This is a genomic window from Pseudomonas corrugata (assembly GCF_001269905.1).
In the GTDB taxonomy this organism is placed as follows: domain Bacteria; phylum Pseudomonadota; class Gammaproteobacteria; order Pseudomonadales; family Pseudomonadaceae; genus Aquipseudomonas; species Aquipseudomonas corrugata.
This window is the reverse complement of record NZ_LHVK01000005.1, coordinates 1-12,421: the sequence shown is the minus strand read 5'-3', so window position 1 is coordinate 12,421 and position 12,421 is coordinate 1. Positions and strand designations below refer to the sequence as shown.

13 protein-coding genes are annotated in these 12,421 nt (G+C 57.1%); 5 read left to right on the top strand and 8 right to left on the bottom strand.

The features are described from left to right. The first annotated feature begins 152 nt into the window (after positions 1-152). A complete protein-coding gene (locus AD665_RS06850; RefSeq protein ID WP_024777436.1) occupies positions 153-575 on the top strand; it encodes an OsmC family protein in 423 nt (140 codons plus the stop codon). A 239-nt stretch (positions 576-814) separates the two neighbouring features. Continuing rightward, positions 815-1,609, top strand: coding sequence for an adenosylmethionine decarboxylase (gene speD, locus AD665_RS06845; protein ID WP_024777437.1), 795 nt, complete (start codon positions 815-817; stop codon positions 1,607-1,609). A gap of 87 nt (positions 1,610-1,696) precedes the next feature. Here speD and coq7 read toward each other — a convergent pair whose 3' ends face one another. The 6 genes from coq7 to hemJ form a co-directional block, all read right to left on the bottom strand. Further along, a complete protein-coding gene (gene coq7 / locus AD665_RS06840) occupies positions 1,697-2,344 on the bottom strand; it encodes a 2-polyprenyl-3-methyl-6-methoxy-1,4-benzoquinone monooxygenase (protein ID WP_024777438.1) in 648 nt (215 codons plus the stop codon). Positions 2,345-2,417: 73 nt separating this feature from the next. Continuing rightward, the gene (locus tag AD665_RS06835; RefSeq protein ID WP_024777439.1) at positions 2,418-2,756 is read right to left on the bottom strand and encodes a histidine triad nucleotide-binding protein; all 339 of its coding nucleotides are present in this window, start codon (positions 2,754-2,756) and stop codon (positions 2,418-2,420) included. 80 nt (positions 2,757-2,836) lie between these two features. Further along, complete coding sequence (locus AD665_RS06830; protein ID WP_024777440.1) at positions 2,837-3,625, bottom strand: SDR family NAD(P)-dependent oxidoreductase; 789 nt, start codon at positions 3,623-3,625, stop codon at positions 2,837-2,839. Between the two features lie 62 nt (positions 3,626-3,687). After that, a complete protein-coding gene (locus AD665_RS06825; RefSeq protein ID WP_053191484.1) occupies positions 3,688-4,644 on the bottom strand; it encodes a DUF805 domain-containing protein in 957 nt (318 codons plus the stop codon). 50 nt (positions 4,645-4,694) lie between these two features. Beyond that, positions 4,695-5,663 carry an NAD(P)H-dependent flavin oxidoreductase gene (locus AD665_RS06820; RefSeq protein WP_024777442.1) on the bottom strand — a complete coding sequence of 323 codons (969 nt, stop codon included), beginning with the start codon at positions 5,661-5,663 and terminating at the stop codon, positions 4,695-4,697. A 32-nt stretch (positions 5,664-5,695) separates the two neighbouring features. Continuing rightward, the gene (hemJ, locus tag AD665_RS06815) at positions 5,696-6,127 is read right to left on the bottom strand and encodes a protoporphyrinogen oxidase HemJ (RefSeq protein WP_024777443.1); all 432 of its coding nucleotides are present in this window, start codon (positions 6,125-6,127) and stop codon (positions 5,696-5,698) included. A 133-nt stretch (positions 6,128-6,260) separates the two neighbouring features. Here hemJ and argC point away from each other — a divergent pair, with 133 nt between their 5' ends. Next, the gene (gene argC, locus AD665_RS06810) at positions 6,261-7,295 is read left to right on the top strand and encodes an N-acetyl-gamma-glutamyl-phosphate reductase (RefSeq protein ID WP_024777444.1); all 1,035 of its coding nucleotides are present in this window, start codon (positions 6,261-6,263) and stop codon (positions 7,293-7,295) included. A gap of 155 nt (positions 7,296-7,450) precedes the next feature. Beyond that, a complete protein-coding gene (gene erpA, locus AD665_RS06805) occupies positions 7,451-7,801 on the top strand; it encodes an iron-sulfur cluster insertion protein ErpA (protein ID WP_003177727.1) in 351 nt (116 codons plus the stop codon). Positions 7,802-7,883: 82 nt separating this feature from the next. On the opposite strand, the gene AD665_RS06800 is transcribed toward erpA, so the two are convergent. After that, the gene (locus AD665_RS06800) at positions 7,884-8,975 is read right to left on the bottom strand and encodes an anhydro-N-acetylmuramic acid kinase (RefSeq protein ID WP_053191482.1); all 1,092 of its coding nucleotides are present in this window, start codon (positions 8,973-8,975) and stop codon (positions 7,884-7,886) included. 3 nt (positions 8,976-8,978) lie between these two features. Next, on the bottom strand, positions 8,979-10,388 hold the full coding sequence (locus AD665_RS06795) for a peptidoglycan DD-metalloendopeptidase family protein (protein WP_053191480.1): 1,410 nt from the start codon (positions 10,386-10,388) through the stop codon (positions 8,979-8,981). Between the two features lie 210 nt (positions 10,389-10,598). On the opposite strand from AD665_RS06795, the gene tyrS reads away from it, so the two are divergent. Continuing rightward, on the top strand, positions 10,599-11,798 hold the full coding sequence (gene tyrS, locus AD665_RS06790; protein ID WP_053191478.1) for a tyrosine--tRNA ligase: 1,200 nt from the start codon (positions 10,599-10,601) through the stop codon (positions 11,796-11,798). Positions 11,799-12,421 lie beyond the last annotated feature (623 nt).

Below are 12,421 nucleotides of genomic sequence, written 5' to 3'. Positions count from 1 at the left end.
CCAGCTGTTGGGCGCAAGCTTAACAGAGGCACTCCCGATTGATTCGAGAATTTACCTGGATGGAGATGGCCCAGGCGACCTACGGCAAGGTCTGTCATGCCGGGGGGCTGTGCTAAGCTGGCGACCCTTTTTTAGACAGTGGAGTCTTGGCGATGAAGGCACGCATCCAATGGGCTGGCGAAGCCATGTTCCTCGGTGAGTCAGGCAGTGGTCATGTGGTCGTCATGGACGGCCCGCCGGAAGCCGGTGGTCGGAACCTGGGTGTCCGGCCGATGGAAATGCTCCTGCTGGGTGTAGGAGGTTGCAGTAACTTCGACGTCGTCAGCATTCTCAAGAAGTCGCGCCAGGCTGTCGAAAGCTGTGAGGCCTTCCTGGATGCGGAGCGCGCTACCGAGGACCCGAAAGTGTTCACCAAGATCCACATGCACTTCGTGGTAAAGGGCCGGGGCCTGAAGGAAGCCCAGGTAAAGCGTGCCATTGAGCTGTCGGCCGAGAAATACTGCTCGGCTTCGATCATGCTCGGCGCAGCGGGTGTTGAAATCACCCACGATTATGAAATCATCGAATTGGGTTGAATCGACATCCAACCATCATAAAAGCGGTGCAAGCTCTGGCGGTCAGAAGCCGACGTCTGCATAATGCGCCACTTTTTTCAGGGCAGTGGCCGGTCTCCTGACCGGTCGCTTGCCTGGACAGACAACCAAAATCGCCATCGCGAAGAGGTGTTAACCGTCCTACGCAGATGCGTCATTCGTATCTGACGGGCATGCTTGATCACGCGGCCGGGCCGCAATACACAGAGAGTTTTCAAACGGTGAAAAGCAAACTCAAGCTCCATGGTTTCAACAACCTGACAAAGACCTTGAGCTTCAACATCTATGACATCTGCTATGCGGAAACCCCGCAAGACCAGCAGGCCTACGTCGAGTACATCAATAAAGAGTACAACGCCAAGCGCCTCACGCAGATCCTCACGGAAGTTGTCGATATCATTGGTGCCAACATCCTGAACATCGCCAGTCAGGACTATGAACCCCAGGGCGCCAGCGTGACCATTCTGATCTCGGAAGAGCCGGTGACACCGACCGACAGCCAGATCGAAGAGTCCCCGGGTCCATTGCCCGAAATCATCCTGGCCCACCTCGACAAGAGCCACATCACGGTACATACCTACCCGGAAATACACCCGGTGGACGGTATTGCGACGTTCCGTGTGGACATCGATGTTTCGACCTGTGGCGTCATTTCACCGCTCAAGGCACTCAACTTCCTGATCCACCAGTTCGACTCGGATATCGTGACCGTGGATTACCGCGTGCGTGGTTTCACCCGCGACGTGGAAGGTCACAAGCACTTCATCGATCACGAGATCAATTCGATTCAGAACTACCTGTCCGAAGACACCCGCGACGCGTATCAGATGACCGACGTGAACGTGTATCAGGAAAACCTGTTCCACACCAAGATGCTGCTCAAGGATTTCGAGCTGGACAACTACCTGTTCGGCGATGCGACCAGCAACCTGTCTGCTGAACAGCGTGATCAGGTGGAAGAGCGTGTGAAGCATGAGATGCTGGAAATTTTCTACGCGCGCAACATGCCGCGCTGAATCTCGGGTATTGAAAAAGGCGACGGAAGTCGCCTTTTTTGTTCCTGAAGCATAGGGATAAATCACCTTGTCACGGGGACGCTTCCGTCAGATCCGATAAGTACTCTTGGTCATGACCTTCGCCAGCAGGCTCATGCCGAATTTCACTGGCGCTGGAAAGCGGAAACCACCGGCCTCCAGGGCACTTTCGGCATGATGCTCTTCATCCTCGCGCATCTGTTCCAGGATCGCCCGCGATTTTTCATCCTCCGCCGGCAATTGATCCAGGTGTTCATTCAGGTGTTTACACACTTGATGCTCGGTCGCCGCAACAAAGCCGAGGCTGACTTTATCGCTGATCAGCCCGGCCACTGCGCCAATCCCGAATGACATCCCGTAGAACAGTGGATTCAGTACGCTGGTGTGGCTGCCCAGCTGGCGAATGCGTTGTTCGCACCAGACCAGATGGTCGACTTCTTCCTCGGCGGCGTGCTCCATCGCTTCGCGTACCTTCGGCAGCTTTGCGGTCAGCGCCTGGCCCTGATAGAGCGCCTGGGCACAGACTTCGCCGGTATGGTTTATACGCATCAGCCCAGCAACATGGCGGGTTTGCTCGTCACTCAGTTGCGTATCCGGCTGTACGATGGCCGGTGATGGGCGATACGGTTGACCACTGAAGGGCAACAGCGTGCGCATGGCGGCATCGGCTTGCAACAGCAGGCGGTCAATCGGCGAGTAGTGACGTTGGGTAGTCATGCTTACCTCCGGAAAAATCATGGCAGCCAGTTTAACCCAATCGGCCGCTCAGGATTTGCGTTGGGTCAGGGTATCAACCCGGTGGCCAGTTCATCTGGCGCTGCCCGAGTACGTGCATATGAATGTGATAGACGGTCTGCCCACCCAGTTCATTGCAGTTCATCACCACCCGGAAGCCGTCCTCGCAGCCCTGTTCTCTGGCGAGGCGCTGGGCTGTGAACAGGATATGCCCGGCCAGTGCTTTGTCTTCCTCGGTCAGGTCGTTGAGGGTGCGAATCGGCTTTTTCGGAATGACCAGGAAATGTACTGGCGCCTGTGGGGCGATGTCGTGGAATGCCAGGACCTGGTCATCCTCGTAGAGGATATTCGCGGGGATTTCCCGGTTGATGATCTTGGTAAACAAAGTATCCACAGCTGTTTCTCCCTTTGGTTGTGGAAGTCGAGTGTACTGAAGGTTCGGCGGTTGAGCCCGGGTTTCCATTCAAATTTCATTCAGCGTGGGCAGTACGCCTTGTTGATCAGGCCGGCGATGCTCCGCACCATCCATCGCGAGCCTAGCCGCGGCAGCGCGGCGAGCCAGCGGTTGCGGCGCCCGGGGATGATGATTGCCCGGTTTCTGTCGAGCGCGCGCACGGCATACAGCGCCACTTCTTCCGGGCTCATCAGCAGTTTACCGTCCTTGAGTTTCTGTTCGTCGAGATGTGCCTTGGCGAAGAAACCGGTTTGGGTCGGGCCTGGGCAAAGGACCGACACCTTGATAGCACATTTCTTCAGTTCGACTCGCAGGGCTTCGGAGAAGTGCAGCACAAAGGCCTTGCTGGCGTAGTAGGTGCTCATCCAGGGGCCCGGCTGGAAAGCTGCAATCGAGGCGACGTTCAGGATCTGACCGCCCCCATGCAGTGCCATGCTATTACCGACGGCGTGACAGAGGCGTGTCAGGGCGAGGATGTTGACTTCGATCAGGTCCTGTTCAGTCATCCAGTCCTGGCCCAGGAATGGGCCACAGGTACCAATCCCCGCGCAGTTGACCAGCAGATCGATCTGCCGCTCGCTTTCCTCCAGCTCCAGCAGGAAACCTGAAAGACGTAGCGGCTCTCCCAGGTCGCATGCCCGAAAAAGTACCTCCACGCCAAACCGCTGGGTCAATTCTATTGCAATACTTTCCAACCGATCACGCTGTCGGGCCACCAGCAGCAGATTGCGGCCGCGCCTGGCCAAGGCTTCGGCCATGGCCAGGCCAATGCCACCGGAGGCACCAGTGATCAGGGCGTAACGGGTCATGCAGTTCTCCATCGCAACGGCCCGTCGCCTGTGGACTTGACTGTCACTGGAACGAAGGGCGCTTACTGTTCCTCGGAGTCTACAGAAGGTGCCTCTGCCTCGGCAGGTTCTTCGGCAGGTTCGGCTGCATCTTCATCCATGGATTCGCTGCTCTCATAGCTGCTCAGCGAGCCGGTGCCGTAATCCTGTTCGATGGCACTGAAGACGCCAGCGACCGTGGCGAAGATGATCAGTACGATCATGACGAGCCAGAGCGACGCGAGCACCTTGACCCCGGTGTTGTTACGTGGGGGAGGAGGGCCATAGCGATTGGCGCCTTCATTGCCGGGAGCGAAAATAAGCACAAACGGAAAGACGCTGCCCACGAACGGGATGAGGTTCAGCAGCCACAGCCAGCCGGACCAGCCAAGATCATGCAGGCGCTGGACGTTGAACTGGATACTGACGAAGGCAAAACCGAGGAATACGACCGCTGCCAGCAAACCACCGACGATCATTGCAGCTATCGAACCCGAGGTGAAAATCCATGCTGCCCCAAGAGCAAAGGCCACGCCGACCACCAGCATCACGACCAGGGTCAGGGCCATGGTCCAGGCCAGGTATCGCAGGCGCCCGATACGTCCTTCGAAGCTGAACGGCTTGAGTGTGGCGTACTCGGCAACAGCGTCACCGACCTGGGCCCGGGGTGGCGCATAAGGGGAGATCGGCTCGATGAGCGATTCAGGGGCGCGCGCTGTCGTTGACTGTGACGATTGCTGCACTTCGTCGAGATTCAGCTGGAGGCTTGGCTCGGCTTCGATGCGTGCATCAATCCCGCTCTGGTTGAGGGCTTCCAGATACTTCTGCGCCTCGGTTTGGGACAGGTTGCTTTTCAGGGCCACCTTGTGTCCGCCGAACAGTCGCTCGATGGCGCTGATGTCGCTCCTGAACAGGTTGGCGAGGTTGAGTTTGGCTGTGGCCGCATCGACGCCCGGCAGTAGGGCTCCGTCGAATACGATGTTGAAACGGGTTTCGCTCATGCCGGGCATCCTTGTCATTGAAAGTTTAATGTTGCTTGATCAGGCCGATTTCAGCGGGGCCATCGGCCGCCAAGCTGTACCGCTCGGGCCTGGGCCTTACGGTATTCTTCATCCAGGCGTGCCACCAACTGGTCGACGTTTGGCAAATCACTTATTTCCCCAACGCCCTGACCTGCGGACCAGACGGTTTTCCAGGCTTTGGCTTCATCGTTCAATGGTTTGAGTTTCGAACCGGAAGCTGCGTCACTTTTGCCTTGCAGGGCGGTCAGGTCAAAACCTGCGTTTTCCAGGCTTTGGCGCATGAAACTCGCCGGCACACCGGACACGGCGGGAGTATGCACGATGTCCGCGGCTCGGGATGTGAGCAACATCTCTTTATAGGCGTCAGGCGCGTGACTTTCAGTCGTGCCGATAAAGCGTGTTCCCAGGTAGGCCAAATCAGCGCCGAGTATCTGCGCAGCCAGAATCTGATGGCCGTGGTTCAGACATCCCGCAAGCAGCACGGTCTTGTCGAAGAACTGGCGGATTTCGGCGACCAGCGAAAATGGGCTCCAGGTCCCAGCATGTCCGCCCGCACCGGCGGCAACGGCGATCAGCCCGTCAACACCGGCTTCGGCGGCTTTCTCGGCATGACGACGTGTGGTCACGTCGTGAAATACCAGGCCTCCGTAATTATGAACGGCGTCGACCAATTCCTTGATTGCGCCGAGGCTGGTGATAACGATCGGCACCTTGTGCTCGATGCAGATGGCGAGGTCAGCCTGGAGTCTCGGATTGCTTTGGTGGACGATCAGGTTGACCGCATAGGGCGCCGGGTTCGCCATGCTCGCCAGCCCCGCTTCGATTTCTTCCAGCCATATCTTGAAACCGCTGCTTTCGCGCTGGTTCAGTGCCGGGAAGCTGCCAACTATGCCATTACGACAGCAAGCCAGCACCAGCTGTGGATTGGAGATCAGAAACATCGGCGCCGCCACGACGGGCAGGCGCAAGCGTTGTTCAAGCAATGCGGGTAGCGACATTGAAAGTGCCCCGGATGAAGTGCGATTGGAGGTTAGAACGGCCGAACGACGACCAGGATGACGATAGCCAGTAATATCAATACCGGTACTTCATTGAACCAGCGATAGAAGACATGACTGCGGATGTTTTCGCCGCGAGCGAAGCGTTTTACCTGGGCGCCGCACATATGGTGATAACCGATCAGAACCACCACCAGGGTCAGCTTTGCATGCATCCAGCCACCCTGGCTGAAATAGGCGCCGGCGTTGAGGCTGAGCAGCCAGATACCAAACACCAGGGTGGCAATCATCGCGGGTCCCATGATGCCGCGATACAACTTGCGCTCCATGATGCTGAAGCGTTCCTTGCTCACGCTGTCCTCGCTTTGAGCGTGATAGACAAACAGGCGAGGCAGATAGAACAGGCCAGCGAACCAGCAGACCAGACTGACAATGTGAAGTGCTTTGAGCCACAGATAGAGCATTTTTGGTGATTCCCAGTTTACGGTAGTTCGATAGTAGTCATTCATGCGGCCACACGTCACCTTGGCGGTTGTCGGCAAGCCGCGCGGCCCCTATCATCGACGGCTTTCCAGTGGGTTTGTTGAGGGCAGGTTTATGGTCAAGGTCGGTATCGTCGGCGGCACGGGTTACACCGGTGTCGAACTGCTGCGTCTGTTGGCACAGCATCCGCAAGCTGAGGTGGTGGTCATTACCTCCCGATCCGAGGCTGGTCTGGCCGTTGCCGACATGTATCCGAACCTGCGAGGCCATTACGATGGCCTGGCGTTCAGCGTTCCGGACGTCAAGACTCTGGGCGCCTGCGATGTAGTGTTCTTCGCTACGCCTCATGGTGTCGCCCACGCTCTGGCGGGTGAACTGCTGGCCGCCGGGACCAAGGTCATCGACCTGTCGGCGGACTTCCGCCTGCAGGACGCAGATGAGTGGGCCAAATGGTACGGGCAGCCCCACGGTGCCCCTGATCTGCTGGACGAGGCGGTCTACGGACTGCCGGAAGTCAATCGCGAAAAAATCAGGCAGGCGAGGCTGATCGCGGTACCGGGTTGTTATCCGACCGCTACGCAATTGGGCTTCCTGCCGCTGCTTGAGGCCGGCCTTGCCGATGCCTCGCGTCTGATCGCCGATTGCAAATCAGGTGTCAGTGGCGCCGGTCGCGGTGCCAGCGTCGGTTCGTTGTATTCCGAGACATCGGAAAGCCTGAAAGCTTACGCCGTCAAAGGTCATCGTCATCTGCCGGAAATCCGCCAGGGCCTACGCCGGGCGGCGGGCAAGGACGTCGGCCTGACGTTCGTGCCACACCTGACGCCAATGATCCGCGGCATTCACTCTACGCTGTACGCAACCGTTGCCGATCGCTCCGTGGACTTGCAGGCACTGTTCGAGAAGCGTTATGCCGACGAACCGTTCGTCGACGTGATGCCGGCCGGCAGCCACCCGGAAACACGCAGTGTACGAGGTGCCAACGTCTGCCGGATTGCGGTGCATCGTCCACAGGATGGCGATCTGGTCGTGGTGTTATCGGTCATTGATAACCTGGTCAAGGGCGCGTCTGGTCAGGCAGTGCAGAATTTGAACATCCTGTTCGGCCTGGATGAGCGGCTGGGCTTGTCCCATGCGGGGATGCTGCCGTAGAAGCAGTTTCCAGCTATAAGCTGCGAGCCTCAGGCTTGCGGCTTAAAGCTCGAAGCTTGCCGCTGCTTTTTCAATAGTTGACCAATTTTCTAGGAGAAGCGGATAATGCCCGCCATCAGGCATTATGGCGGCGTCAGCGCCGGGAGATATTCAGCATGAGCGTCGAAACCTTCACTCCCACGGCTTTGCAATTCACTCACGGTGCCGCGCACAAGGTGAAGAGCCTCGTCGATGAAGAGGGAAATGATCGTTTGAAGCTGCGCGTCTTCGTGACGGGCGGCGGTTGTTCAGGTTTTCAGTACGGCTTCACATTCGATGAAGAGGTGGCTGAAGATGACACTATCGTCGAACGCGAAGGCGTCAGTCTGGTGGTTGATCCAATGAGCTTCCAGTATCTGGCCGGCGCTGAGGTGGACTACCAGGAAGGTCTCGAAGGCTCACGCTTCGTGATCAAGAACCCGAACGCTACTACCACCTGTGGTTGCGGTTCTTCGTTCTCGATCTGATCGCCCCTCGGTAGCTTCAACATGACGCCGCGGTGCCCAAGGCACTGCGGCGTTTTGCTATACGAAAATCAGCCAGGCGAAATCAGGTGGGGTAGATGGCGCCGAGTACGCGCAAGCCGCTTGCGCCTGTAACGCTTGGGCGATTTGCAGGAATGTTTTCCAGGCAGCAATGCGCGAGCCACGCGAAAGCCATGGCTTCAACCCAATCCGGATCTACGCCGTAAACAATCGTGCTGCTGACCTTGGTGCCTGGCAGGAGATCGGCCAGACGCTTCATCAGCGTGCGGTTGTGCACGCCGCCGCCGCAGACCAGTAATTCATCAGTATACGGTTGGGCACTTTGCAATGATTCGACGATGGTCAGCGCCGTCAACTCAAGCAATGTTGCCTGCACGTCTTCGGCAGCGAAAGCGGGCAAATGCGACAGATGCCGGGTCAACCAGGGCAGGTTGAACACTTCCCTCCCGGTACTTTTAGGGCCCTTGCTCAGAAAGAAAGGGTCGCTGAGCAGGGTCTTGAGCAATGTCGGCTCTACCTTGCCGCTCGCGGCCCACTGGCCGTCGCGATCAAAATGCTCGTTGCGCTGCTGGTGAATCCAGGCATCCAGTAATACGTTGCCCGGGCCACAATCGAAACCGGCCACGGATTTTTCAGGTTCTATCAGGCTGAGATTGCTGAAACCGCCGACATTCAACACGGCACGGTGGCCGGCCCGCCCGTCAAACAGCGCTTCGTGAAAGGCCGGGACCAGCGGCGCGCCCTGTCCGCCAGCAGCGACATCGCGGCTGCGGAAGTCACTGACGACGGTAATGCCGGTCAGTTCGCTCAGCAGTGCGGGGTTGCCGATCTGCACGGTAAAGCCCCGTGCGGGCTCGTGACGAATGGTCTGGCCATGGCTGCCAATCGCCCTGACATCCTCCGGCTTGAGCTTCTGGCTGTCCAGCAGTGCATGAATGCCTTGTGCCGCCAGTCGTACCCAGTTCTGCTGGGCAATGGCGGAGCGGGCGATCTCGTCGGGCCCGCTGCTGCACAAGCCAAGCAGCTCAGTGCGTAGCGCGTCGGGCATGGGGATGTAGTGCGTGGCGACCAATCTGATCGCCGGGGTCAATTCAAGCAGTGCGATATCCAGGCCATCCAGACTGGTTCCGGACATCACACCAATATAAAGCGCCATGGCTTAGCGTTTGCTCGAGGCCAGCAGCGTGGCTTTTTCTTGATCCATGCGAGCCATCAGGGGTTGGCTTTGAGCCATGAAGCGCGCGCGCTCGGACTTGGCGATCGGGTCGGCCATCGGCAATTTCTGGCCAAGTGGATCGACGTGAACGCCATTGACCTGGAACTCATAGTGCAGATGCGGTCCGGTGGACAGGCCGGTGGTACCGATATATCCGATCACTTGGCCTTGCTTGACGGTACTGCCTGTCTTCACGCCTTTGGCGAAGCCCTGCATGTGGCCGTACAAGGTGCGATAGGTATTGCCGTGCTGGATGATTACCGTGTTGCCATAACCGCCACGACGTCCCGCCAACAATACCTTGCCATCGCCCGCGGCCTTGATGGGCGTGCCACGGGGAGCGGCATAGTCGACGCCCTTGTGAGCGCGGATCTTGTTCAGGATCGGGTGTTTGCGGCCCGCGGAGAACTTTGAGCTGATGCGGGCGAAGTCAACCGGTGTACGGATGAATGCCTTGCGCATGCTGTTGCCGTCGGCGGTGTAGTAACTGCTGTTGCCTTGTTTGTTGATGTAGCGCACTGCCGTGTATGTCTTGCCACGGTTGGTGAACCGCGCGGACAGGATCGGGCCGTTGCCGACGCTCTTTCCGTTGACCATTTTCTGTTCGTAGATGACATCGAATTCGTCGCCCTGGCGTATATCCTGGGCGAAATCGATGTCGTAGCCAAAAACATTGGCCATGTCCATTGTCAGGCTGTGGGAAAGGCCGGCGCGTGCGGCCGATTGCGAGAGCGAGCTGTTGATCACGCCATGAGCGTACGCCGAGCGCACGATAGGTTTGGCGATCGTGCGGTTGAACACATAACCCTTGTCATCTTTGGTCAGGGTAATGGTTTCCAGGTCACTCAGCCGGGTGCGCAGGCTGGTCAACTGTCCTTCCGGGCTGAGCTCGAATTCGAGCTTCTGGCCGTGTCTCAACTGAGCGAATTCCCTGGCTTGTTTGTCACTGGCCAGAACTTCGTGGACCGATGCGGCGGGCAGGCCAACCTTTTCGAAAAGGGTAGAGAGCGTGTCGCCTTTGGCTACGATCACCTCATGGTGTCCCGGCTTCTCTTCCACAGCTGGAGGCTGCCCCTGGGCGGCCTCGGATGTGACTTCGGAACCATCGTCTATCTGCGCGAAAGGAGAGGAGGCCGATTCGTTTGTGGCTTGAGCGGTTTCGACAGCGTCTTGTTCTTGTGTCAGTTGTTCAGCAGGACTTTCCAGTTCAAGGCTCAGAGTCGTCTTTTTGGCTTCAACATCGCTGGAAGGAAACACCAGGAGCGCCAGGCTAAGGAGGGCTGCGATGCCACTTGCGGCAAGCAGATGGGTCTTTGGGTAAAGCGGCGGCGCTTTAGACGGTTCGGTGGTCATAGGTAATTTGGCTTTTGAAAATATGAATTGGAAAAGATGAATGACATGATGAAGATGAAATAACTGTATAAAATATAACCAAAACCCCTTTGAAGCAAGCCCGCCCGCGCTCTGCTTGCGGATTGGTGTCCGCGCGCTGGGCAAACCTTGTATTTGGTGCGCGATCTTGTATGGTTGGGGCCCTTTGAATCTGAGCCTTGCGGGTCTGTTATGAAGTCGGTTGAAGAGCAGCTAGCGCTGATCAAACGTGGTGCGGAAGAACTGTTGGTCGAGTCCGAGCTGGTGGAGAAGCTCAAGCGCGGGCAACCGCTGCGTATCAAGGCTGGTTTCGATCCGACGGCGCCCGATCTGCACTTGGGCCATACCGTGCTTATTAACAAGCTGCGCCAGTTCCAGGATCTGGGGCATCAGGTTATCTTTCTCATCGGTGACTTCACCGGGATGATTGGTGATCCGAGCGGGAAGAGTGCAACGCGTCCGCCGCTGACTCGCGAACAGGTGCTCGATAACGCCGAGACCTATAAGACTCAGGTGTTCAAGATTCTCGATCCGGCCAAGACCGAAGTGGCTTTCAACTCCACTTGGATGGACAAGATGGGGCCGGCGGACTTCATTCGCCTGACGTCCCAGTACACTGTGGCTCGCATGCTCGAGCGTGATGATTTCGATAAGCGCTATACAACCAATCAGCCAATCGCCATCCATGAGTTTCTCTACCCGCTTGTGCAGGGCTATGACTCGGTCGCATTGCGCGCAGACGTTGAGCTCGGCGGTACGGATCAGAAGTTCAACCTGCTGATGGGGCGTGAGCTGCAGCGTGGTTATGGTCAGGAAGCTCAGTGCATCCTGACCATGCCCCTGCTGGAAGGCCTGGATGGTGTGAAGAAGATGTCCAAGTCGTTGGGCAACTACGTTGGCATTCAAGAAGCGCCGGGAGTCATGTACAGCAAGCTGGTCTCCATTCCTGACGTGTTGATGTGGCGTTATTTCGAGCTCTTGAGCTTCCGCTCCATGGATGAGATCAATGCCTTCCGCGCAGATGTCGAGGCGGGAGCCAATCCGCGGGATATCAAAATCAAGCTGGCTGAAGAAATCGTTGCCCGCTTCCATGGCGAAGAGGCTGCGGCGAATGCTCACCGTGCGGCGGGTAATCGCATGAAGGATGGCGAGCTTCCGGATGACCTGCCGGAGATCGAGCTGTCTGCTTCCGAGTCTATGCCAATTGCAGCAGTCCTTAATAAGGCTGGATTGGTCAAGAATGCGGCAATGGCGCGAGACCTTCTGGGTTCGGGTGGGGTGCGTATAGATGGTGAGGTCGTGGATCGCACCTATATGTATGAGCTGGGTTCCACCCATGTATGCCAGGCGGGCAAGAAGGCTTTTGCGCGTATCACGCTGAAATCTGAGTAAGACTGTAAATAGGTGTTGACGGCAGATTCTGAGTCTCTATAATTCGCCCCACTTCCGGCGCAGTCGAAACGGAAAACTCCTTGAGTTTCAATGAGTTAGAAGGTTTCAGGCGAGGCAGGGCTTCAGTTCATCGAAGTCGCGGAAGGAGTTGACAGGGCAGGTTGTCTGGCTCGGTTGACGCTCGATCTTCTCGGTCGAAAGCGGTGAAAAAGAGGTGTTGACAGCAGCGACTAACGCTGTAGAATTCGCCTCCCGCTAACGAGAGATCGAAAGCGCAAGTGGTTGAAGTTGTTGAGGTTTTGAAAAGCAAAACTTTGAAAACTTCCAAAATAACCGCTTGACAGATACACGGGGCGCTGTAGAATGCGCGCCTCGGTTGAGACGAAAGGCTCAATCCACCGCTCTTTAACAACTGAATCAAGCAATTCGTGTGGGTGCTTGTGGAGTCAGACTGCTAGTCAACAGATTATCAGCATCACAAGTTACTCCGCGAGAAATCAAAGATGTAACCAACGATTGCTGAGCCAAGTTTAGGGTTTTCTCAAAACCCAAAGATGTTTGAACTGAAGAGTTTGATCATGGCTCAGATTGAACGCTGGCGGCAGGCCTAACACATGCAAGTC

Bases quoted from the DNA above. Each gene is read 5' to 3' on its own strand.
- hemJ (WP_024777443.1), bottom strand. From the start codon at position 6,127: ATGCTCTATCTGTGGCTCAAAGCACTTCACATTGTCAGTCTGGTCTGC.
- coq7 (WP_024777438.1), bottom strand. From the start codon at position 2,344: ATGACTACCCAACGTCACTACTCGCCGATTGACCGCCTGCTGTTGCAA.
- AD665_RS06830 (WP_024777440.1), bottom strand. From the start codon at position 3,625: ATGACCCGTTACGCCCTGATCACTGGTGCCTCCGGTGGCATTGGCCTG.
- AD665_RS06820 (WP_024777442.1), bottom strand. From the start codon at position 5,663: ATGTCGCTACCCGCATTGCTTGAACAACGCTTGCGCCTGCCCGTCGTG.
- AD665_RS06800 (WP_053191482.1), bottom strand. From the start codon at position 8,975: ATGGCGCTTTATATTGGTGTGATGTCCGGAACCAGTCTGGATGGCCTG.
- tyrS (WP_053191478.1), top strand. From the start codon at position 10,599: ATGAAGTCGGTTGAAGAGCAGCTAGCGCTGATCAAACGTGGTGCGGAA.
- AD665_RS06825 (WP_053191484.1), bottom strand. From the start codon at position 4,644: ATGAGCGAAACCCGTTTCAACATCGTATTCGACGGAGCCCTACTGCCG.
- erpA (WP_003177727.1), top strand. From the start codon at position 7,451: ATGAGCGTCGAAACCTTCACTCCCACGGCTTTGCAATTCACTCACGGT.
- argC (WP_024777444.1), top strand. From the start codon at position 6,261: ATGGTCAAGGTCGGTATCGTCGGCGGCACGGGTTACACCGGTGTCGAA.
- AD665_RS06850 (WP_024777436.1), top strand. From the start codon at position 153: ATGAAGGCACGCATCCAATGGGCTGGCGAAGCCATGTTCCTCGGTGAG.
- AD665_RS06795 (WP_053191480.1), bottom strand. From the start codon at position 10,388: ATGACCACCGAACCGTCTAAAGCGCCGCCGCTTTACCCAAAGACCCAT.